Here is a 21422-nt window from a genome sequence, read left to right as displayed (position 1 = left end):
GTCCATGCCACCATTATCTGTATCAACAATACTTCCTACATATAATGATACAGAATATCTAGAACAGGCGATTGACAGTATCGTCAAACAAGATACAGATAGTATGGTAGAAGTGATTATAGTTGATTCTAGTGATCATAGTCAAGTTCAAGAAATAGCAGCCAATTATGGCGAAAATGTGGAATATACCTGGGTAGAACCAGATGGTGTTGCTGCTGCAAGAAATCAGGGAATTGATGCTGCTACGGGAGATGTCATTGGATTTTGTGATGCAGATGATTTCTGGAATCAGGATAAATTATCAAAACAACTACCTCTACTCAATGATGGTTATGACATTGTATACTCCGATGAGTATCTTATCTATGATGGGGCTATTTCGTATATCTCGTCGCCTCCAATTGACGATTATGAAAATCATCACATCAAATATTTCCGTGAAGGGGGAGTTGGATCAAGATCTGTTCTAACCCGAAAAGATGTACTTGATCAAGAACGGTTCGACAACCGATTCAGTGTTCGCGAAGATCCCCATCTTTGGACACGTATTTTCGCTGATTATACCCCGGCTCGAATTGGTGAACCACTATCATATAAACGGAAGCGTTCAGATTCGTTAACGGCAGACCGAGACCAAGCGTTTAAAATGCAATTGTTAGAGATCAATGACCTAGTTGAACGATACCCAGAGTTAGAACCATATCGTGAAGAGAGGGAATTAAAAGCCAAGCTCCTCTATGCAAAAACACTGATCTCTGATGAGAACAGAATCGGTGATGCAAGATCCGTTCTTCTCAATTTATTAAAGAACAAGAAAATAACTATAAGACTATTGATTTTACTTTTCATCTCAACCCTTCCTATTGGAAATAGATGGTTATTAAAATATGTACAAAATAATAAATAATTTGATATCTAAGTATTCATCCGTGACTCTTTTATTGCAACATATATTTGATGCCAGTCCGTGGATTACCAGATGAATGGTTCTTGAAAAAAAGCTCTCCTCTGATATTGTTGTATCAACCTTAATCAATCTCTCACAGAAAGTCCGTGGCCTCGTTTTTATCCCGGTTATTACAAAATCGCTTGGTACGGCCTCCTATGGCGCTTTCACACAACTACTAGTCATCTCCACATTATTTGCTACATTTTCTCGATTAGGTTTTGAACGAGCCTTGATTCGATACGCACAAGAACGTAACACGGCAGATCGTGGTTCTCTTTATATTTCGCTCACATTTGCTGCCCTTGGACTCAGTAGTCTGTTTGCAACTATTGTTTTTGCACTGGCTGCACCTTTTTCAGAACTCTTCTTAGGATCAGATCGCTATACAGAATTATTTCGTATTGGATCACTTCTGATTCCTATTTATGCTTCTCAAGTCATGGCTCAAAATTGGTATCGTGTAGATATGAATGTAAAATTATATTCTGTCTTAGAAGGTGTCAAAACATATATAAATGTTTTCACAGTAATCTTTGTGGTTTTTGTTGCTGGGTGGGGCTTACGCGGGCTAATAATAGCCATCGTTGCTGTTGAAGCGCTTTTTGCAGTTGTTATTCAAATGACTGTGATTCGTGCAACTGGAATCCATCAACCAACTATTTCCGGTTTTAATACCTATCTTCGTTATTCAATCCCGATTTCAGTGACTGATCTACTGGGCATGTTCCAAGACCGTATTGATCGTCTACTTATTGGTTTCTTTCTCGGTGCGAATTTTGTAGGTATCTACTCAGTCGCATATTCTGTTGCCAAACTCCTACGAATGTATATTCTACCCCTTCGACTCACCTTCTTTCCTGAATTTAGCCGTCTGTGGATGGAAGGAAATCAAGCTGATTGCTATCGTTTTCTGTCAAACGGGTCACGATATCTCATAGGGCTTGCTATTCCTTCCATCGTTGGCCTTTATCTAATTGGAAATCAACTGCTTGAATTATTGTCGACAGGCAAGATTGCAGGACAGGCAGTACTACTCCTTCCAATTATCGCTCTTGGAATTCTCTTTATTGGTCTGGAAACTCTTTATCGCCAATTATTCTATGCTGCTGAAGAAACTAAACTCGTATCGATAATACGTATCATAAGCGTTGCCGCGAATATATTATTCAATATAGTTTTGATTCCAATATATGGAATAATAGGTGCGGCACTTGCAACATTAATCGCAAACCTTTTCGCATTCGTTATGATTTACTCATTATCACGTCGAAGATATCAAATTAACTTTGAGAAGGTTTTCACTATCAAGTCATCTCTGGCAGCGATGATAATGTATAGCATTGCAATATTATCTGGATACCAAAATATATTTCTATTGGTTATAATATCTGTTTTTGTATATGCACTTGTTCTTATTCTGTCTCGTGGCATTCGTATAGATGAGATCTTATTCCTAATCCATTCTGTAAAATCCACTTTCACACGATAGCTTAGCTCACGGATTGATACAGAATAATCTCTCTTTTTAGGAATGCTGGTGTACTCTTCTAAGATACAGATCAGATATTGGCGCTTTAATAACTATTCTGGGTTATGATATACATAATTCGAACAACTAACTAATTTCACCACTCATATTAATATATTGTTGTAGTTAGTGTAAAACCTGAATGTCCGATCTAGAGGCGGTTGGATCAGTCCTTATTGACGGGTTCTACGGACATAGGAATGCTGGCGATGAAGCGATTTTAGCAGCCCTCATTCAGCAAATCCGATCATATGATCCAGATGCGGATATTATTGTCTCCAGTTCAGATCCAATATATACTAAAACACTCCATGATGTTGATGGCTGCATAACTCGATATCAACCCCAAAATGGATTCCCGTCAAGAAAGTGGTTATCAACCGTTTGCAATGTCGATCAAGTCTGGATTGGTGGGGGAGGACTTTTTGGTCATCGAAAGATGCTCAAATATTCTATCTTAATTGCAATTGCCCGAGCGGTTGGGGCACGCGTGGCAACAGTGAGTGTTGGATCAGGTCCGTTTGCAAATCAGAGTAATAAATTAGCGCAACCTATGTTATCCCATGCTGCTGCTGTCACTGTTCGAGATAAACAGACAGCTAGTAGACTTCGGAATGTGGGCGTCTCTGGACCTATTGATGTCTGTGTTGATCCTGTCTTTGGATATGAATTTGATGTAGAACGCATCACACTCTCAACATCACTATCTAAGTGTGTTGGTTCAAAAACAATTGTTGTATCAGTTCGAGAGCCATCTGATAGAGAGGTTGATGAGCCTGCTCTCGCAAATGCATTAACGATTGTTGCCAAGAACCAAGATTGCAAAATTATATTTATACCCTTCCACGTTCAGCGGGGAGGGGCCACCTCGGACATTGACATAGCACAACGAATTGCAACTCGAATGCTGGATGTTGAGACAATTGTTTGGGACGACGAACTAACATATGAGGAAATAATAGCAGTGATTGATCGTTCACGATTGGTTGTTGGGATGCGCCTTCACAGCATTATCTTTGCAGCTCTGGTTAGAACTCCATTTGTTGGAATACCGTATGCACCAAAATGTATTGCTCATCTTCAACGCTTACACGCGCCAACATCCCTTAATTGTGATGATCTTGATTCCGCTTCGTTAGCGTCCGAAATAGAAGCCCAATGGGAGACCGGACTTAGTGCAAAGACAAAAAATGCAATTGAAGACTGCGAAATGGCAGCGCAGAATATTATACCAAGGGTACAGTCTAAATCAACTAACTGTTCACGAACTCGAGTACCGCTATTATTTGCCAAAACAGGTATTACTGGTTTTAGAAGGATGATCTAGTTGGTAGTCCGTGGAGAAGAATATCCACTAATAGTTGAAGAGACAGGACTTCATTAGTGCCGTTTCATCGGAGACTACCTTACTCACTTGTTCCGAGCTCACTCACATCAAGCTCCCCCTCAAGATACTCCTCCCCGGTCTCTGTAAGTTGATAGAGTCCAGTATCGACAGCTTCTAACAACCCTGATTCAGAGAGTATCCGACAGCGCTTGCTTACATACTGACGATCGTACTCGATGTTCGCTGCAAGAACCCGCGGGGAAACCTGGATCGCATGCTCATCGAAGAAGAGCATAATTTCGTAGTCGACAGGAGCCATCCAAGGTACCCGGTCAACCATCTATTCACGATATCCCGCTAGCAGAACGGAAAAATCAGTACTATCTGAGAGGAGAAAACCATTTTCGTAGCATTAACAAAACCACGTTCGTAGTCAAGATTTATGTCAGTGGAGCATATGATGTTCAATACGGAAGCTGCACGTGACTCTTAATCTCAGAGTTGCAAAATAGCGGACTGGTGTTAGCGGCACCGAGTCCGCGAGAAGCTCCCGTAATTCCCCTACGGAAGCCATGTCAAACGACGAGACACGGGGTAATGAAAGCCCCGACCGGCAGTACGCGATCGACCCGAACGACCCACTCGAGACCCACCTCGAAGCAATCGACCGGCTCACGAGGGCGCTCCTCGTCAAGACGACGCCACCGGACGCGCCGGCGCTCGACGACCTCGACGCGACACAGCGCCGGGAGGTCCGCCGGCGACTTCGCGAGATCAGAGCCGAGACCAGTCGGATCGGCCTGCTCCTGATCGGCCCCGAGGCGGCGATTCCCTATCGGCCCGAGGGCGTGACGACCTACTCCGGCCCGGACCCGGACCGGTTCGAGGACGACTCGCGACGGACCGACACCCAGGAGGAGCGAGATGACTGACACCCTTCGCGAGCGCGTCGAAACACTGGAGGCCGAACTCCGGCGCAAGGACGATCGGATCGCCACCCTCGAAGCCCGACTCGAAACGGCGATAGACCGCCTCGATACCCTCGAGCCGCGTCTCGCCAACCACGACGACCGCCTGGAGACGCACGAGAACGCCTGCCACGATCACGCCACCCGCCTCGACGCCCACGACGACCGCCTCCAACAAATCGACGCGCTCGCCGACGCCACGCGCAACCGTACCGGCGCAAACAAGGCCCGCATCGAAGAACTCCAGGCGCGCGAACTCGAGAAGGGAGCTCACCTCGAAACCGCCACCGTCGACGAACACGAACTCGAGGTGCAGGGTGATCGGCTCGAACGGATCACCAAGGACGACGGCCGTTCATATTTTCGCGTTCCGGACAGCGCCGACCCGCTCGATTCGGGGCACGTCTCGCTCGCCTACGGTGACTTGCTGCCGATCCAGCAACTCGCCAGGATGGACACGGACAGACGCCGGGCAGCCGCCAACACGGTCCCGACCAGACTCGCGGCCGCACTCTGGCAGGCACGTACCGACCCGAGCATCGGCGACGATCCCTGGGAGCCCGGCTGCAAGAACGTTCGCGCGTTCGTCACGGCGAGCGATCTGAAACACTGGATTCGACGACAGGAACCCGGGACGAGCGAGACCTACGCGAAGAAACTCGTCTCGCGGACCATTGACGCCCTGCTCGATCTTTCGAAGCACCGACTCGCGGTTCGGCGGACGACCCAGCGCAAGAACGGCCTCGAGTACACCGAACGACGGCTGATCCTCCCCGCCGATGCCGCGATTCCGGGCGAAACCGGTCGAACACGGAGCAACCCAAACCGAGACCGGCAGTCGAACGGGACGGACGAAGACGCGTCACCCGAGTCGTCTCCACCGACAACTGATGTCCACGGATAACAGCGTCCATCCGCCGGTTTCGCTCTCGAGTTCACGCTGACTCCTTGGCGAGAGCCGCGCTCTCCACGCGAACACCGACGCCACGGTTCACGAGCGGCTGTCTGCACTGGCGGTAGCTGCGGGTCTCCCTGCGAGCAGTCCGCGGCAGTCCACACGGGAGACGGCTGCCCGTGGCGCTCCGAAGACGACGGCTGTCCACGGGATCGGTTGCTGTCGCCGCTCGAAATCGCACGCCGAGTCGTATCGACGACTCGTTCGAGTGGTATCCAAAGCCGCCGAGAAGACATCGAGTAATCGAGTGCAGCGAGCGGGTGCGATTACCGCTCGTGCTGTTCCGGTGGGGATTCCGTGCCGGACTGGTGGTCGTGCTCCCCTCGCTGTTGCGAGTTCGCTCGGGCCGGCGGCGCCGGCGGTTCGAACGCCGCGACGAGCACCTGCCCGGCGCGGGTATCCAGCAGGGCAGCCAGGCTTCGCCGGGAGCGAGTGCCGACCGCCGCCAGGCCGGCGACGAGCAGGTGGCCGACGACGACGGGCGTCGATATCGATCCCCCGCTCCCGGTGACGATCGACGCGAGCAGCGACACAGCAACCGCCGGAAGAACGACCAGACTCGTCACGCGGATCGGCCGTGCACGAATTGCGTCCCGCAGGTCCCGTCCCCGCCGAGCAACGCCGGACGTTTCCAGTGCGGTCGCGAGTTCGCCCACCACGCGATCGACGAGCCGGATGATCGGGCCGACCGCTCGCGTCTCGCGGAGGTCGATGACGATGACCTCGGGCTCCGGCTCCGTCGTCAGCCAGCGATAGCAGTACGTGGACTCGAGGTGACCCTTCCAGGTCGCGCCGACGGCGGCCAGCCGGGAGTTCGCGACACCGCTCCGAAGCGTGGATCCGCGCCGCGAGAGCGACGAGCCGATGGCAGCGAGCCGGGAGTTCGCGATCCCGTTCCGTACCCGCGAACCGACTCGTACCAGCGACGAGCCGATGGTTGTGAGTCGCGAGCTCGCGACGACTGTCTCGACGTGGTCGCGAACGGACGGCTGCTCATCCTCCGCTCGGGAATCCGCCGGTGGCTCGTCTGATGACTTAGCCACGGATTTCCTCCCGCTCCCGGCGATGTGAACTGGTCAGTGATCGGTGCGAGCGTTCGACTGGCTCCGGAGACCCGATTTCTGAGTCGACCATAGACGACGCACAGACACCGGCGTCACTCGATACCGGTAACGGTTCCGCTGACAGTCGTCGTGTCGAGGTCCAGTGCAATAGTGGTTCCGGCCTCGAGCCGTTCACCCCGGAATCGGGTGCCGGTTTCGCGTTCGTGCTCGGTGGTCCGTAACTCGACCGTGAGGGTGACGCGCTCGTTCCGCGGGTGTTCACGCTCGTAGATGTTCCCGTCGTCGCTTTCGATGATCACGGTCGCCGGTTCGCGCTCGACGGATGTGACGGTCGCGATCGTCTCGCCGCGGGCGGTTTCGCTCGCGTTTTCGACGAGTTCGTCCGCGACGTCGGGATCGACGTTGTCGAGTTCGACATCGACAACGGTCGTTGTCGGTTCGATTGCGAGCGTCTCGCCCTCGGTGCTGAGATCGGTGACGGTGCCGTTCGTGGCGTGCCAGCCCAGATCGAGGCGGAGGTCGTCACCGAGCCGGAGCGGGTCGCCGCCGACGCGGAAGTGGTCGCGATCGTGGGCGTCGTCGTCGGCCAGGCCCTCGACCGCTGCGCGGACGTGAATGGTCTGGGTCTCATTGACCGTCGGCGCGGTCATGAAGACATCGGTGAGGGTGACGTTGTCGTCGGTACCAGCGATGGCAGCGGTTTCGTTCTCGTCGAGTCGGTCCGCGACGTAGTCGGGTTGGGAACCCAACTCGAGCGTGACGTATCGCGTCTCCGGGTCACCGTTCGGACCACCCGCTGCGGCCGGCTCCCCGTCCGAATTTACGCTCATGACGAGGCCGACGCCGGCGGCGACGACCACGAGCAACAGTACGACGACGAGTGCGTCGATGACGTTGATGACGCCGAGGAGGTCGCCGTCGTCGTCAATTAGTGGCATAGATCGGGTCCGCATGTTGCATGTCGTCGCCGGTCACGAGTCGTCGCTGTCTTTCCGACCGATTCGACCGTTCTCATACTCACGCTGGTGAGCGAAACTCGCGGGCGAGCACCGCTTGTTACGGACGTGTGGACGTTCATAGCACAGGTCTGTATGTACGATACTAAATAAGTTATCCTTCGACAATAAGTATTCACAGTCAAACGGCGTGCGGTAGCCAGCGATACAGCCGGCGGGGGGATTGACATCTTATCGACTCTCACACGGTCTGACGAATCAAGTAAAGAATAATCGGTTAGACATCCTCAAGGACGATCCATTTCAACACGAGATCGACGTGTCCGTTTCGATGCCGCCGGTTCCGATGGTCAGCTCCGTTGTCCCGGTCTTGCAATCGTCGGGCGACCAGGTGGTGGTCGTTTCGCTCTCCAGTCCGTCAGCTTCGATCGCCATGTCGTAGGTGCCGCCACCGGACAGTTCGATCACGAGTTCACTTGCGGCCGGGATGGTGACGTCCTGATCGAGGACCGGGTCGCTGTCGTAGTCGAGTCGAAGCGTAATCGGGAGATCCTCGTCGGTCGTGTTTTCGATGCGAATGCCGTATGCACCATCCGCGACGGTCCAGTCGTCGTTGCTGGATCGGCGTTCGAATCGATCGATCACGTCGGAGTCGTCGGAGATCGAGTCGAGGTCGCCTGCCGTCTGGGAGTCCGACGGGGTGTCATTCGATGAGCCATCGCCATCGGGCCATGTGGTGCCGCTGAGACAGCCGGCGAGGGCGGCGAGACCTCCCGTCGCGCTGAGCGTGATGAATGTGCGTCGGTTTAGCTCATGATCATCCGGGTGCAGGGCCATATCGCCAGCACACGAGCGCGCGTAATGGCCTTTTCTCACGGGAGACGAACGGTCAGGACGGGGAAAGTGTCCAACGACGGCTTTCGCTTCGACAGGAGAGCAATTCTTGAGAGGCCGGTTCTGACGGCGCTCACCCAGCGCTGCTGGCTGCAAGATTGTACACAGTCGTTGAGTAGGGACGAATTACGCAGTTACGGCTGGTACAACGGTGCCGCGTTCGATGGTGTGGTCGGGGTAATTTCCGATGTCGACCGTCGGGAGTGGTGACTGCCACCAGCCGTCACAAATGTTCACCTATCGAGATGAAAGGTCACGATAGGCGTGCAACTGCCACGGACGACTATTATCATCGGTGGTGAGCCACGAGTGCCCCTCGGGCAGTATCATATTCATGAGTCAAACACACTGGTTCGCTTCGCGTTCGCGCACAGTTTCACTGGTACTCATCGTTGGTCTCCTTACGGTAGTGATCGGTGCCGGATTCACTGCGGCAGTTTCAGCCCAGTCGTCCTCGGACTCCGTCGAGGTCAACGAGACGATCACCAACGAGAGTTCACAGGAGATACTCGAGGAATCAATTGTCAACGAAACGTCTGAAACGGGAACGGACGTCCCGGAGATACCCGAGTCGATGTCTTCGGCGATCGCCGAGTTCGGTGACGGACTGTTCGATGAAGTGAACAGCGGCGATGAAGGTGGCGACGGCGTCGCTGACGACTGGTTCCCGTTCTGAACAGCCGCGACAACTACCAGTAGCGATCCGTCCTTTCTGGTTGCCGGTCCGGTACTGAATGCTTGAACTCGGGACCGAGATCGAGGCTGACGGTGTGGTGTCAGTTCCGTTATGCGGTATCGGGCTACGAACAGTTCCGCTGCGAGTCGGTTTCGCCGCTGATCAGTATTGTGGTGCTGTCACCGTCTCGCGCGTGCGCATACGCTGGCAGTCAATAACGAGTAGACGCCGACTTGTGACGACCGAGCGGCGGGAAAGAAACAGAAGAAACGATGCTGTTGAATAGTCGAGGTCGCGTTGAATGGGTGCTAACGTAGCGGATTACGCGCCGACCCAGACATTTGTTGCGGCGACAGCGCCGAACTGGACGTTTTCGTTCTCCTGGAGGGCTACCTGTGCGGAGTCAGCGGTGCCACCGTCTTCGGCGACGGCGATGGCGGCCTGCTGCTCGTTGATGTTCTCCTGGAGCACGTACTGGACCTGTTCGATCTGTGCACTCGCTTCCTGCTCGACCTCGTTGGTCTGCTGTGCGTCGTAGTCGAACGCGATACCCGGTGCACCTTCGACGTCGCCGCCGCCGAGGGTCATGCTCGTCGTGTCGGAGTAGATGACACTGTCGTGCATGTAGCCCGGGCCGGCGTAGACGTTCAGCGCGTCAGCGAACCCGACCTGCGTGTTGATGTTCTGCTGGTGGGCCAGCTGGACTGCGGTGGCTTCGCTGCCGTTGGTCGCGATCGCCATCGCAGTGCTCTGGAGGTTGACGTTCATCTGTTCGACTTCCTGCGTCTGGCTGACGCCGGAGGTCGCCGTCTGAGCGGTCTTGTCGCCTTTCTTGTGGTGGTCGTCGTCCTTCTTGTCCGACTCTTCACCGAGCGTCTCGGCCGCCTGTGCGGCTTCGTCCATCATCTCGGGGTTGTCGACGCCCGCGGTGGCGATGGCCATGCCGGGCATCGACGAGAGGATGTTTTCGGCGTCCGCTTCGCCGATCTGCTCGTTGAAGTTGGTCTGTTCGGTGAGCTGGATCGCCGTCGCGGTGCTGTTGTTGCCGACGGCGATTGCGACCGCGCTGTCTTGCTCGTTGTAGTTCATCTGATCGGCGTTCTGGCCCTGCTCGACTGTGGCCTCGGCCGATTGGTCGAGGAACTCGCCGCCGCCAGCGTAGACGTTCGTGGCGTTTGCGACTCCCTGCTGGAGGTTCTGGTTGGTCTGTTGGGACTGCTGGATCGAGAGCGCTTCGCTGTTGTTCGCCGCGAGGGCGAACGCGGTGCTTTGCTCGTTGTAGTTCAGCTGTCCAACGAGCTGGCTCTGGGTGACTTCGGCTTCGGCAGCCTGGTCGGGGTCGACTTCACCCTTGTCGCCTTTCTTGTCGGCGATACCCCAGCCGTCGAACTGCTTGCCGTCACCGTTCCCGATGACGACGTTGACAGTTCCGACGTCCTCGAAGGAGGTCGATTCACCAATCCCGGATCCGGCGAGCGCCTCGCCGAACTGTTCGTTGTCGTTGTACTGGTTCGCCTCTTGGACCGCGGTTGCCTCGCCGCCGTCGATCGAGATGGACGTCGCGTTCGATTGCTGGTTGATGTTAACCTGGTCGACATCCTGGTACTGGCTCACTTCGGCATCGGTCTCCCCCGACGCGTGGGTCTCGATGTATTCGTCGAGTGTCATCCCGTCGAGGTCGGCACCGAAGACGAGATACAGTTCCTCACCATTGTCGAGCGTGTGTACGCCGTTCGAACTCGGTGTAGTGTCCTCACCGGCTGCGGCTGCGGGGGCGCCCACAGCGAGCATCGATAGGGCGACGATACACGCCATCAGGACGGTCGTACATCGTGACCGTCTCGTCGTTGTGGTACTCATGTTTCGTTTGATCTGTGCCGTGAGAGTCTTTTGTTTCTGTACCTCCACGGCGCAAAACGTCGTATCCCGATGATAGACTTTGTTATCTGGTAGTTGCCGGGTCGATGGAAGTCCCTACTGCGTGGAAGCGGGTGGCTTATTAGCCGAAGGAGCAGACTTCGAGCGCAAGAAACTGGACGTGTGTTGTGATAAACCCTCTTTCGAAGCCATCTTGCCAAACAACGCGCGTTCACCGGTACTAAATCGACCCGACGGTTCGAGTTCAGTAACTGTTTCAGCCGGCAAAGTCGGTCGTTAGCGGCGCTGGAACCGTACGACCGCGTTACAGTCAGAAGCGGGTGAGTGATTGTCTCGTGTGGCTGTGTCTGCCGACCGACTCGGGCGTATCACCCCCTCAATCCGCCGAATTACCGGTTTCTAAGGATGTGTAGGTCCAGACACACGACGATAGGTCCGGCTTCAGCGGGCCTAATCGAAGTATTCACCGTGAAACCGTTGTTCGGGTTCAAGTTCCCCTCGATAGTGCGTTGGAACCGGGCAACGCGTCACACCGAGTGGAGGTCGTCACTTACGACCGGAGTCCACCGTGTGTTGCGTGCCTCAGGAACACCAACTACCAACTATGAAGCGAACACTCGCAATTACACTGACGGTAGCGCTCATCGGCGGACTCATGTTTATGGGATTCGCCGGGACTGCCGCAGCACAGAACGACGTTGATCAGGAGACGGGAGACGCAACGGTTGACATCGATGTCGACCAGGAGAACAACAACGCGCAAGTAGGCGTTGCTGAGTCATCATCCAGTCCGTTCTCCGTCGGTTACCACAGCTCCACGTTCAGTTATTCGGATGCTGAAGTGAACCAGGTGCAGCTCGTCGAACAGACGAACGAAAACGAGATCGAAGACGTATCCGCCGAATCCGGTGACAACATCAACGTCGATGTCGGAGACATCGCCGTTGACGGACTTGACGGGCTGTAATCGTATTCAGAAGCCCTGACGTCGACCACACTTCTTCCAATTTTTACCGGCCATAGCTGCGCTTCGTCTCCGCCCTCGTCGTCCGAGTTCACGAGGCGACCGTGCTCACAGCGTCTCCAGCACGGACCGTTCGGTCCGCTCGACAACTGTCCGAATCGCTACTCCCGCCTCCTCGGCGACCGCTGCCGCGTCGTCGTACTCCGCGCTCACGTCGTAGATCTCGCCGTCGCTGTCGCTTGCAACCTTCACCGTCACCTCGTAGGTGTCGCCCGCGAGTTCGACGGCGGCCGTTCTGAACTCGCGCTGGGCGATCCAGCGGTGGGTTGCGCCGGCGTCGCGAACTCCCAGCGTTCCGGTCTCCTCGGCCAGTCGCCTGGCGACCCGCCGTCTGTCTTCGGGTTTGCAGATCACCTTCACGAGGTGGCCGGGACGGGATTTCTTCATCGTGACCGGAACGATTGAGACGTCGCGCGCGCCCGCATCGGCCAGGGTTTCCTGCAGGCCGCCCAGAACCTCGGGCGCGGCGTCGTCGAGGTTCGTCTCGAGGACGGCGATATCGTCTTTCACCAGTCCGCCGCCACCCTCGCCGACCAGGACGCGGAGCACGTTCGGGTGGGGGTCGAGGTCGTAGCCGCCGGCTCCGTAGCCTGCGCTTGTGAGTTCGAGTTCGGGGAGCGAGTCGACGCCGTCGGCGACGTGGGCGAGGATGGCAGCACCGGTGGGGGTGAGCAGTTCGGCGTCGACGGGGCCGCCTCGGAGTGCCCAGTCGGCGTCCGCCGCGAGTTCGACGACGGCGGGTGTGGGGACGGGATACTCGCCGTGGGCCATTGAAGCGGAGCCGCCGCCGGTCGCGAGGGGTGTCGTCACGACGCGGTCCGGGTCCAGATCGTGGAGGAGGACGACTGTCCCGACGATATCCGCGATGGCGTCGTCGGCACCGACCTCGTGGAAGTGGATGTCTTCGAGGGCCGTGCCGTGAACGCTGGCTTCGGCCTCGCCGAGGCGTTCGAAGATGGCGAGGGCATCGCGCTCGACGGGTTCGGGGAGCCCCATCGCGTCGACGATAGCACGGACTTCCCGATAGCTGCGATAGGGGCCGTGACCTTCGGCGTGCGTGTGGTCGTCGTGGCTAGGGTGGCCGTCGTGGCTGTGTTGTCCCTGCGTGTGCTCGTGTGCGTGTTCGTGTCCGCGCTTCTGGTTGTCCTCGGCTGCCTCCGCAGCCGTCTCCGCCGAATCCGCATCAGTATCGGCGTCCGCATCAGCATCCGCGTTCGTCGCACTGTCGGACTCGGACCGTTCGTCGGTGAGAACCACATCGACCGTCGTCCCCGTGATCCCGCACTTGTCCGTCTCGGCGATGCGGTATTCGACCGCGAGTTCGTCCGCGATGAACTCGAGGCGGTCGGGATCAGCGCCGGCATCGAGGAGGGCGGCGAGGAGCATGTCGCCGCTTGCACCCATGCGGCCGTCGAAGGCGAGTAGCGTCATCGTGATATACGTATGGAGTCGGTGCCGAGCGCAAAAAGCCATCTTCTCGAGACCGCCCGGTGACTGCGGGCGCGAGTCCGCGACCGTGAGTCTTTCTCCGATTCTCTCAAAACCCACCGCCGTCGACACTTCTATGTAGCTTCCAGCCAAACATAGATTTGGTAGCACCTAGCAAACTCAGATGAGCAAAAAACCTATCCGATCCGGAATCGGAGTCACAGACATTGCCGTGGATCCTGAATCATGAATGAAGTTCAACTGGAGGTTGCGAAGGCGTACCCGAACGACTCGGGTCGTGGTATCGCCCGGCTCGACCCGGACACGCTGTTGCATTTGAAGCTGAGTCCGGGCGACATCATCGAAATCGAAGGCGCAGATACGACCGCTGCGAAGGTGTGGCGTGCGGACCGGCAGGACTGGAACACGGATACCGTCCGAATCGACGGGTTCACGCGACAGAACGCCGACGTGGGTATCGGCGAGCGAGTGACGATTCGCAAGGCGGAGGCGACCAAGGCCGATAGCCTCGTCCTCGCCCCGCCCGAGGAGGCGTCGGTGCAGTTCGGCTCCGACGCTGCGGGCATGGTCAAACGCCAGATTCTGAAACGGCCGGTCGTCGGTCGCGATATCGTCCCCGTCATGTCCTCGACGAACCACCCGTTCATGCGGTCGCCCGGCCAGGCGATCCCGCTGATCGCAGTCGAAACCGAACCCGAAGGGGTGGTCCTCATCACTGAAGACACCGACGTCGAACTCCGCGAAGAACCCATCTCCGGCTTCGAGAAGACCGGCGGCGGGATCACCTACGAAGACATCGGCGGACTCCAGAGCGAGATCCAGCGGGTCCGGGAGATGGTCGAACTCCCGATGAAACACCCCCAGATATTCAAGAAATTGGGGATCGAACCCCCGCAGGGCGTCCTCCTACACGGTCCGCCCGGCACCGGGAAGACCCTGCTCGCGAAGGCCGTCGCCAACGAAACCTCGGCGTCGTTCTTCTCGATCGCCGGCCCGGAGATCATCTCGAAGTACTACGGCGAGTCCGAACAGCAGTTACGCGAGATCTTCGAGGACGCGAGCGAGGAGTCTCCCGCCATCATCTTCATCGATGAACTCGACTCCATCGCGCCCAAACGCGAGGACGTGACCGGCGAGGTCGAACGCCGCGTCGTCGCCCAACTGCTGACGATGATGGACGGCCTCGAAACGCGCGGCCAGGTCATCGTCATCGCGGCGACCAACCGCGTCGACAGCGTCGATCCCGCACTGCGCCGCCCCGGCCGCTTCGACCGCGAGATCGAAATCGGCGTCCCCGACGAAACCGGCCGCGAAGAGATCCTGCAGATTCACACGCGCGGCATGCCCCTCTCGGACGACGTCAACCTCTCGCACCTGGCCGACGAAACACACGGCTTCGTCGGTGCGGACATCGAGAGCCTGACCAAAGAGGCCGCGATGAAGGCGCTGCGGCGCTACCTCCCGGAAATCGACTTAGACGAGGAGGACATCCCGCCCAGCCTGATCGACCGGATGATCGTCAAACGCGAGGACTTCCGCGGTGCGCTCAACGAAGTCGAACCCTCCGCGATGCGGGAAGTCCTCGTCGAACTCCCGAAGATTACCTGGGACGACGTCGGCGGCCTTCACGACGCCAAAGATCAAGTCAAAGAGTCGGTCGAGTGGCCGCTCAACAACCCCGAACGGTTCACCCGACTCGGAATCGATCCGCCCGCCGGCGTCTTGCTGTACGGCCCACCCGGAACCGGGAAGACGCTCATGGCGAAAGCCGTCGCCAACGAGACCAACGCCAACTTCATCTCCGTGCGCGGGCCGCAACTCCTCAGCAAATGGGTCGGCGAATCGGAAAAGGCCATCCGCCAGACCTTCCGGAAGGCCCGGCAGGTCTCGCCCACGGTGATCTTCTTCGACGAACTCGACGCCCTCGCCCCCGGCCGCGGCGGCGAAACCGGATCGAACGTCTCCGAACGCGTCGTCAACCAACTCCTGACCGAACTCGACGGGCTGGAGGACATGGAGGACGTGATGGTCATCGGCGCGACGAACCGCCCGGACATGATCGATCCCGCGCTCTTGCGCTCGGGTCGCTTCGACCGCCTCGTCATGATCGGCGAACCCGATATCGAGGGCCGCGAACGCATCCTCGATATCCACACCCAGGAGACGCCGCTGGCCGCGGACGTAACCCTCCGCGAAATCGCCGAGATCACCGACGGCTACGTCGGCAGCGATCTCGAATCGATCGCCCGCGAGGCCGCGATCGAAGCGCTGCGCGAGGACCACGAGGCCAACGTCGTCGAGATGCGCCACTTCCGGCAGGCGATGGAGAACGTCCGCCCGACGATCACCGACGACATCCTCGACTACTACGAACAGATCGAAGACGAGTTCAAGGGCGGCTCGGCCGGCCCGGATCCGACAGGCCGCCGTGGCAGCCGGATCGGATTCCAGTAACGGTCTGCCCGTTTCGTCTGTTCTCTGGTGTCCGCTCTCCGGTCTCGTTTTCCTCGGCCACATCATCCGCGGTTCCCCGACCGGTCTCCGTCTCCCCTGCGTACTCCCTCCAATCGCGTTCGGGCGGTAGCTGTGGTGTCCGCTACTCGCGGGCTGTCGTCCGTCTTCGCGGTCGATTGGCCCCGGGCCCCGAGTTCCGGCCACCGTCCCGCGTCGACACCACCGTAATCACTGCTTACTGCAACCACGGATTGCTTACGCCGATCTTACCGACAGGCCACGGCCCGTGGCGCTCGCCTGAACTCGAGTGGGGAGACGAAGATTCGCATGAATTCCGACCAACGATTCGAAACAGTCGCGCTGCTATATGCCGGCCGCAATCAAGAATTGGACCAACGGTGTCTCGATGTCGGAATCTGCATCTCCCCGAGAGTCGTCCGCTGCATCGAACGAGACAACGTCCGGTTCGACGGCGTCGAACGAATCGGCGTCACCACCAGCCACAACGACGGATACGACGCCACCGACGATAGCGGACCCCACAGCAGCAACGACCGTCCGTGCGGACGCGTCACCCACTACCGACTCGGCTTCGTCCGCGTCGCCTTCTTCGTCAACTCGTTCGTCGTCCGCGTCCTCGTCGCTCTCTTCTTCCACTGGATCGGCTTCCGAGTCACCACCACCCTCGTCCTCGCCGGCCGACCCTACCCCCCTGCACACACTCACTTCGTATCTCCGCGTCACGGGATTCTGGGCCGCGATCGTCCTCCCGTTCATCTATATCCCGATCCTGCTTACCGGACTCTCCACGCGCGTCCAGACGACCGCGTTCCTCCTCCTGTTCCTCCTCAACCTCCTCGCCCTCTACGTCGGGCACACCCACCAGCAGGACGACCGGCAAAACGGTACCGGTCCCACCCCGCGCCGTCGCTAGCTCGCTACTCTCGGCTCCGAGCTGCCAACGACCACACGTGACTGAACTCGTCGCGGATCGCCTGGCGTTTGACGAGGACGAATCCGAGTGCGATGAGCCCGAATCCGGCGACCGTCGTGGCGTCGACGACCTGATCGAGGTAGAGCCAGCCGACGACGGCGGTGAAGATCGGCGCGACGTACGAGACCATGTTTATCTCGACGGCACCCAGGCGCTCGAGCAGATCGAAGTAAAGCAGGAAGCCGAGCGCGCTCGCGATCAGTGAGAGGTACGCGAGCGCACCGATCGCTTGCGGGTCGGTCCAGGCCGCCGGGTCGATCGGCTCTCGCAGGCCGAGGCTGACGAGATGCATCAGTACCGCCCCGCCGAGCATCGACCAGGCCTCCATCGTTTCGATCGGGAGCGTCGCCTCGATCCGACGGGTGAGAACGCTTCCGAGGGCGAAGGCGGTCGCCGCACAGAAGACGAGTGCCTTCGCGACGGCGTCCGTTGCGAACAGGTTCGAGGGATTGGGCTGGACGATAACGGCGACGCCGACCAGTCCGAACACCACACCGACGATTCCGGCCCACGAGAGCGCATCGGATGGCAACAAGACGCGGCTAAAGCCCGTCGTCAGGATCGGCGAGAGACTTACCAGAATCGCGGCCGCAGCGGCAGTCGTGTTCAGTTGCCCCGTGAAGAGAAACACGTGATAGGCTGCGATCAGCAGGGTCGCACCGACGGCGGTGACAGCCCACTCGCCACGAGTTCGCGGATACCAGTCGTCGACGGTACTGGCTGCGTACGCGAGCATCACGAGGCCGGCGATATCGTAGCGAAACGCTGCAAAGAGAACGGGCGGGAAGTATTCGAGGCCGGCGCTGATCGCGACGAAGGCCGTTCCCCAGGCCGCTGCGAGCGTCAGGAAAAGTCCGAAGTTCCGGTAGCGACTCACACTCGATTCACAGCAGTGCTCTCGATTCTGAGACACTATGTGTTTCGATTCGAATGGGATAGCGCGAGTCGCTATGTCGCAGAAAGATCGGAACTGAGACGGGTAGCGAGTGGATAGCAGACGGCTAGCGCGCGACCGCCGGATAATTTGAAATCTGGCGTCTCCTGCTGTCTCGGCTGCTACAGCGTTGGCTGCTTGCGGAGCTCGGGGATCTCCTCGGTCTGTTTGAACTGCTCGAGGAGCGGTTTGATGTCTTCGAACCCTTCACTGAGTACGATATCGCCGCTTCGAAGGTCGTATTCGATGATATCGTAGTCAGCGAGCCGTGGCAGGTGGTTGTGTACCAGTGAGACGTACAGCTGTCGGCGGGTGTCGCCGTCAACGGTGTCGACCGTTTCGCCGCGTTTCCAGGCGACGATCTGCGTGAGCAGGTCATCGAGCGTCGTCCGACGGTCGTCCGCCAGCTGGTAGAGCAGGTAGCGACGTTCCGTTTTCGACAGCAGGTCGCAGGCTGCTTCCATCCGGGAGGCGGTCGCGCGGTCTGAGTAGGTCATATCTGTGTCAGGCCCTAGGCGGTATTACACCTGCTGCCAATACAGATTGGTTCTGCATGGTTCTACATGTAACAGATACCGATAATGGTGGCCAGACTCACCGTCCTGCCAATATTCACGCTAGATGATTGTTATAGCAGAGACATCAGCAAAACGGGTGAACCGTACCCTGTCCCTCCGGGAGCGAGTTCAGCCGCGCCACGAGTTCGGATCGACCGCGCTGTCGGAGTCGGCGGCCGTCCCGTAGAGGTGGCAGGCGACCGAATGTGTGTTGTTCCCGAGTCCTGGGTGATCGCGTTCGCAGACGCTCTCGTATTCCGTCCGGAGGATGGCCGCAGCGTCCTCCCAGTTCGAGGCGGCCAGTTCGGTGAGGGCCGTTTCGACGATTTCGTCGTGGTGCGGCGGAAGGGGTTCGTCGAACAGGCGACGCTTCAGGGCCGCCACGAACGCCGGGATGTCGGCCTCGGGAACGGAACCGTCCTCGACGGAGAACTGATCGTCGTCACCGACGGTCTCGAGCGAGATATCGCGGCTCTCGATGCGCTCTCGAACCGTCATAAGTTCGCGGTATGTCTCCTGGTCGATGTCGAGTTCTTCGGGCGGAATCACCATCGGACAGCGCGTCCGGAACCGGCAGCCACTCGGGGGATCGCGCGGCGAAGGCACGTCACCCGCGAGGGTCTCCCGATCGCGCTCTCGCTCGTCCGTCGTCGCCCGGGGGACGCTCTCGAGCAGCGCCTTCGTGTAGGGGTGTTTCGGGTCCTCGAACAACTCTTCGACGGGACCGATTTCGACGATTTCGCCCAGGTACATCACCGCGACCCGATCGCAGATATGACGAATCACGGAGAGGTCGTGACTGATGAGCAGGTAGGTCAGATCGAACTCCGCCTGGAGATCCTCCAAGAGGTTCAAGACCTGTGCCTGCACCGATACGTCGAGTGCGCTCGTCGGTTCGTCTAACACCAGAAACTCCGGTTCGAGCGCGAGCGCTCGCGCGATTCCAATGCGCTGGCGCTGCCCGCCGGAGAACTCGTGTGGATACCGATCGAGCTGGTCCACCGAGAGGCCGACCCGTTCGAGGAGATTACGGACGCGTTCGCGGCGCTCTTCGTCCGCTCCGACATCGTGAATGTCGAGCGGCTGCTGGACGATATCGCCGATCGTCATTCGGGGATCGAGACTCGAAAACGGGTCCTGAAAGACGACCTGCGCTTCCCGTCGGAACGCGGTAAGGTCGCTGCCCTCCATTTCATAGACGTTCGTTCCGGCGAACTCGACGCGTCCGTCGGTCGGCTCCTGGAGTCGCAGTAGCGTCTCACCCGTCGTCGACTTCCCACAGCCGGATTCGCCGACGAGACCGAGCGTCTCGCCCTCGCGGATCTCAAAGCTCACGCCGTCGACGGCCTGCACGGCGACCGGTTCGTCACCGAGCAGGCGGTCGAGTAGCGAGTCGTTCTCCCAGAAGTACTTCTTGAGGTTCTCGACGCGGACGAGTGGCTCCCCCTCGGGTGTGTCCGTCTCGATCCCGGTGGCGAGTTCAGCGGACGCCGAACTCGTCGCACGGTTGTCGTCGGAACTCATCGTGACTCACCTCCCGAGTCACTGATCGTCGTCCGTGTTCGCTCCGCCGGCTGTTCGCCGTCGGAATGCGCCGGCTCAGCGTGTTTCTCCCCGGCCGGTCGCTCCGCGTCGCCGAAGTAGTTCGGCGGCAACGCCTCGCGTTCGGTATAGGACTGCGTCGCTAGCACACAGCGAACGGTGTGGTCCTCGCTGCCCGCCGCGTCGAACTCGGGCGGATGGTCGAGACAGTCCTCCATCGCCATCGGACATCGATCGGCGAAGTGACAGCGGTCCTCCATCTCGTGATCGAGCAGGCTCGGCACGTTGCCGCCGATCGGTTCGAGTTGTCCGTTCGCCCCCCCGAGTTCGGGAATCGATCCCAGCAGCCCCTCGGTGTAGGGGTGGACGTGATCGTCGAAGACGTCCTCGAGCGTGCCGCGCTCGACGATCTCGCCGGCGTACATGACGCCGACGCGATCGCACATCCGCGCGACGACGCCCAAATTGTGCGTGATCAGCAGGATCGTCATCCCCGTTTCGGTCTGGAGATCGTCGAGCAGATCCAGAATCTGGGCCTGGATCGTCACGTCCAGGGCCGTCGTCGGCTCGTCCGCGATCAACACGTCGGGCTCGCCGGCGAGGGCCTGGGCGATCATCGCTCGCTGGAGCATCCCGCCGGAGTACTCGTGGGGGTACTCGTCGGCGCGTTCGACCGGGTCGGGAATGCCGACGAGTTCGAGGAGTTCGATCGCGCGCTCGCGGCTCTCCTCGGTGACGAACTGCTGTGAGGGGAGCACCGTCGACAGCAGGAGATTTCCGAAGGAATACTCGGCGGAGTCCGTTTTGGCCTTCGTCGAGCGCGGGTTCGCGCTGGCCCGCCGTTGGACCTCGACGGCCTCGGCGAGCTGTTCGCCGACCGTGAGACTCGGGTTGAAACTGCTCTCGGGGTCCTGAAAGATCATGCTGAAGGACGTGCCCCGAAGGGATTGGCGAACCGCGGATGATACCGACAGCAGGTCGACGAACGAGCCGTCGACGGCGTCGGGTGCATCCTCGCGAACCCTCTCGGCCAACTCGGCGTCGTCGAACCAGATCTCGCCGTCGACGATCTCGCCGGGAGCGTCGATCAGGTCGATCACCGATCGGGCGGTGACGCTCTTGCCGCTGCCGCTCTCGCCGACGATGCCGAAGACCTCGCCGCGTTCGATCCGCAACTCGAGTTCGTCGACGGCGTTTACCTGTCCCTGTTCCGTGAAGAACCGCGTCGAGAGGTCGTTGACTCGCAAGATATCGTCAGTGTCTGTCATGGTCG

At 58.4% G+C, this 21422-nt stretch carries 19 protein-coding genes; 8 read left to right on the top strand and 11 right to left on the bottom strand.

Annotated features, from left to right (window positions below; translation table 11 throughout):
- Positions 1-4: 4 nt before the first annotated feature.
- The 3 genes from C480_RS22315 (at position 5) to C480_RS22305 (ending at position 3804) form a co-directional block, all read left to right on the top strand.
- A complete protein-coding gene (locus C480_RS22315; RefSeq protein WP_083873394.1) occupies positions 5-907 on the top strand; it encodes a glycosyltransferase family 2 protein in 903 nt (300 codons plus the stop codon).
- Positions 908-983: 76 nt separating this feature from the next.
- Positions 984-2438 (top strand): lipopolysaccharide biosynthesis protein, encoded by a 1455-nt coding sequence (locus C480_RS22310; RefSeq protein ID WP_083873393.1) that lies wholly within the window; start codon positions 984-986, stop codon positions 2436-2438.
- 181 nt (positions 2439-2619) lie between these two features.
- Positions 2620-3804 (top strand): polysaccharide pyruvyl transferase family protein, encoded by a 1185-nt coding sequence (locus tag C480_RS22305; protein ID WP_006666700.1) that lies wholly within the window; start codon positions 2620-2622, stop codon positions 3802-3804.
- 79 nt (positions 3805-3883) lie between these two features.
- Here the strand turns inward: C480_RS22305 and C480_RS16225 are convergent, their stop codons facing one another.
- Positions 3884-4144, bottom strand: coding sequence for a MarR family transcriptional regulator (locus C480_RS16225; RefSeq protein ID WP_006666699.1), 261 nt, complete (start codon positions 4142-4144; stop codon positions 3884-3886).
- Positions 4145-4376: 232 nt separating this feature from the next.
- Here C480_RS16225 and C480_RS16220 point away from each other — a divergent pair, with 232 nt between their 5' ends.
- Positions 4377-4736 (top strand): hypothetical protein, encoded by a 360-nt coding sequence (locus C480_RS16220; RefSeq protein ID WP_006666698.1) that lies wholly within the window; start codon positions 4377-4379, stop codon positions 4734-4736.
- Positions 4729-5676 carry a hypothetical protein gene (locus C480_RS16215; RefSeq protein ID WP_006666697.1) on the top strand — a complete coding sequence of 316 codons (948 nt, stop codon included), beginning with the start codon at positions 4729-4731 and terminating at the stop codon, positions 5674-5676. Before C480_RS16220 ends, C480_RS16215 begins: the two co-directional genes overlap by 8 nt.
- A 317-nt stretch (positions 5677-5993) precedes the next feature.
- Here the strand turns inward: C480_RS16215 and C480_RS16210 are convergent, their stop codons facing one another.
- The 3 genes from C480_RS16210 to C480_RS16200 form a co-directional block, all read right to left on the bottom strand.
- A complete protein-coding gene (locus C480_RS16210) occupies positions 5994-6770 on the bottom strand; it encodes a hypothetical protein (protein ID WP_006666696.1) in 777 nt (258 codons plus the stop codon).
- 113 nt (positions 6771-6883) lie between these two features.
- Positions 6884-7729, bottom strand: a complete 846-nt coding sequence (locus C480_RS16205; protein WP_006666695.1) for a DUF4330 family protein — start codon at positions 7727-7729, stop codon at positions 6884-6886.
- 321 nt (positions 7730-8050) lie between these two features.
- Positions 8051-8584, bottom strand: a complete 534-nt coding sequence (locus tag C480_RS16200) for a hypothetical protein (RefSeq protein WP_006666694.1) — start codon at positions 8582-8584, stop codon at positions 8051-8053.
- Between the two features lie 466 nt (positions 8585-9050).
- Here C480_RS16200 and C480_RS16195 point away from each other — a divergent pair, with 466 nt between their 5' ends.
- Positions 9051-9317, top strand: coding sequence for a hypothetical protein (locus C480_RS16195; RefSeq protein ID WP_006666692.1), 267 nt, complete (start codon positions 9051-9053; stop codon positions 9315-9317).
- Positions 9318-9638: 321 nt separating this feature from the next.
- On the opposite strand, the gene C480_RS16190 is transcribed toward C480_RS16195, so the two are convergent.
- Positions 9639-11132: a hypothetical protein gene (locus C480_RS16190; protein ID WP_006666691.1), complete on the bottom strand. Its 1494-nt coding sequence runs from the start codon at positions 11130-11132 to the stop codon at positions 9639-9641.
- Positions 11133-11799: 667 nt separating this feature from the next.
- On the opposite strand from C480_RS16190, the gene C480_RS16185 reads away from it, so the two are divergent.
- Complete coding sequence (locus C480_RS16185) at positions 11800-12162, top strand: hypothetical protein (RefSeq protein WP_006666690.1); 363 nt, start codon at positions 11800-11802, stop codon at positions 12160-12162.
- Positions 12163-12267: 105 nt separating this feature from the next.
- Here C480_RS16185 and larC read toward each other — a convergent pair whose 3' ends face one another.
- Positions 12268-13650, bottom strand: a complete 1383-nt coding sequence (gene larC, locus C480_RS16180; protein ID WP_006666689.1) for a nickel pincer cofactor biosynthesis protein LarC — start codon at positions 13648-13650, stop codon at positions 12268-12270.
- A gap of 243 nt (positions 13651-13893) precedes the next feature.
- Here larC and C480_RS16175 point away from each other — a divergent pair, with 243 nt between their 5' ends.
- Positions 13894-16122, top strand: a complete 2229-nt coding sequence (locus tag C480_RS16175) for a CDC48 family AAA ATPase (RefSeq protein WP_006666688.1) — start codon at positions 13894-13896, stop codon at positions 16120-16122.
- Positions 16123-16485: 363 nt separating this feature from the next.
- Here the strand turns inward: C480_RS16175 and C480_RS16170 are convergent, their stop codons facing one another.
- The 5 genes from C480_RS16170 to C480_RS16145 form a co-directional block, all read right to left on the bottom strand.
- Entirely contained in the window at positions 16486-16842 is a 357-nt protein-coding gene (locus tag C480_RS16170) for a hypothetical protein (protein ID WP_241433840.1), read from the bottom strand.
- 218 nt (positions 16843-17060) lie between these two features.
- Positions 17061-17993 carry a DMT family transporter gene (locus C480_RS16160; protein ID WP_006666686.1) on the bottom strand — a complete coding sequence of 311 codons (933 nt, stop codon included), beginning with the start codon at positions 17991-17993 and terminating at the stop codon, positions 17061-17063.
- Between the two features lie 179 nt (positions 17994-18172).
- Complete coding sequence (locus C480_RS16155; RefSeq protein ID WP_006666685.1) at positions 18173-18547, bottom strand: DUF7344 domain-containing protein; 375 nt, start codon at positions 18545-18547, stop codon at positions 18173-18175.
- 189 nt (positions 18548-18736) lie between these two features.
- Complete coding sequence (locus C480_RS16150; RefSeq protein ID WP_006666684.1) at positions 18737-20131, bottom strand: ABC transporter ATP-binding protein; 1395 nt, start codon at positions 20129-20131, stop codon at positions 18737-18739.
- Positions 20128-21417 (bottom strand): ABC transporter ATP-binding protein, encoded by a 1290-nt coding sequence (locus C480_RS16145; protein ID WP_006666683.1) that lies wholly within the window; start codon positions 21415-21417, stop codon positions 20128-20130. The genes C480_RS16150 and C480_RS16145 overlap by 4 nt, the downstream gene beginning before the upstream one ends.
- Positions 21418-21422 lie beyond the last annotated feature (5 nt).

Source organism: Natrialba aegyptia DSM 13077 (assembly GCF_000337535.1).
GTDB classification, from domain to species: domain Archaea; phylum Halobacteriota; class Halobacteria; order Halobacteriales; family Natrialbaceae; genus Natrialba; species Natrialba aegyptia.
This window is presented reverse-complemented; position numbering and strand designations above follow the sequence as displayed.

What these genes read in the sequence shown, in the direction of transcription:
- C480_RS16155 (WP_006666685.1), bottom strand. Translation starts at nt 18,547, where the DNA reads ATGACCTACTCAGACCGCGCGACCGCCTCCCGGATGGAAGCAGCCTGC.
- C480_RS16190 (WP_006666691.1), bottom strand. Translation starts at nt 11,132, where the DNA reads ATGGCGTGTATCGTCGCCCTATCGATGCTCGCTGTGGGCGCCCCCGCA.
- C480_RS16225 (WP_006666699.1), bottom strand. Translation starts at nt 4,144, where the DNA reads ATGGTTGACCGGGTACCTTGGATGGCTCCTGTCGACTACGAAATTATG.
- C480_RS16220 (WP_006666698.1), top strand. Translation starts at nt 4,377, where the DNA reads ATGTCAAACGACGAGACACGGGGTAATGAAAGCCCCGACCGGCAGTAC.
- C480_RS16200 (WP_006666694.1), bottom strand. Translation starts at nt 8,584, where the DNA reads ATGGCCCTGCACCCGGATGATCATGAGCTAAACCGACGCACATTCATC.
- C480_RS22315 (WP_083873394.1), top strand. Translation starts at nt 5, where the DNA reads ATGCCACCATTATCTGTATCAACAATACTTCCTACATATAATGATACA.
- C480_RS16145 (WP_006666683.1), bottom strand. Translation starts at nt 21,417, where the DNA reads ATGACAGACACTGACGATATCTTGCGAGTCAACGACCTCTCGACGCGG.
- C480_RS16185 (WP_006666690.1), top strand. Translation starts at nt 11,800, where the DNA reads ATGAAGCGAACACTCGCAATTACACTGACGGTAGCGCTCATCGGCGGA.
- C480_RS16205 (WP_006666695.1), bottom strand. Translation starts at nt 7,729, where the DNA reads ATGCCACTAATTGACGACGACGGCGACCTCCTCGGCGTCATCAACGTC.
- C480_RS16175 (WP_006666688.1), top strand. Translation starts at nt 13,894, where the DNA reads ATGAATGAAGTTCAACTGGAGGTTGCGAAGGCGTACCCGAACGACTCG.
- C480_RS22305 (WP_006666700.1), top strand. Translation starts at nt 2,620, where the DNA reads ATGTCCGATCTAGAGGCGGTTGGATCAGTCCTTATTGACGGGTTCTAC.
- C480_RS16215 (WP_006666697.1), top strand. Translation starts at nt 4,729, where the DNA reads ATGACTGACACCCTTCGCGAGCGCGTCGAAACACTGGAGGCCGAACTC.
- C480_RS16150 (WP_006666684.1), bottom strand. Translation starts at nt 20,131, where the DNA reads ATGAGTTCCGACGACAACCGTGCGACGAGTTCGGCGTCCGCTGAACTC.
- larC (WP_006666689.1), bottom strand. Translation starts at nt 13,650, where the DNA reads ATGACGCTACTCGCCTTCGACGGCCGCATGGGTGCAAGCGGCGACATG.
- C480_RS22310 (WP_083873393.1), top strand. Translation starts at nt 984, where the DNA reads ATGGTTCTTGAAAAAAAGCTCTCCTCTGATATTGTTGTATCAACCTTA.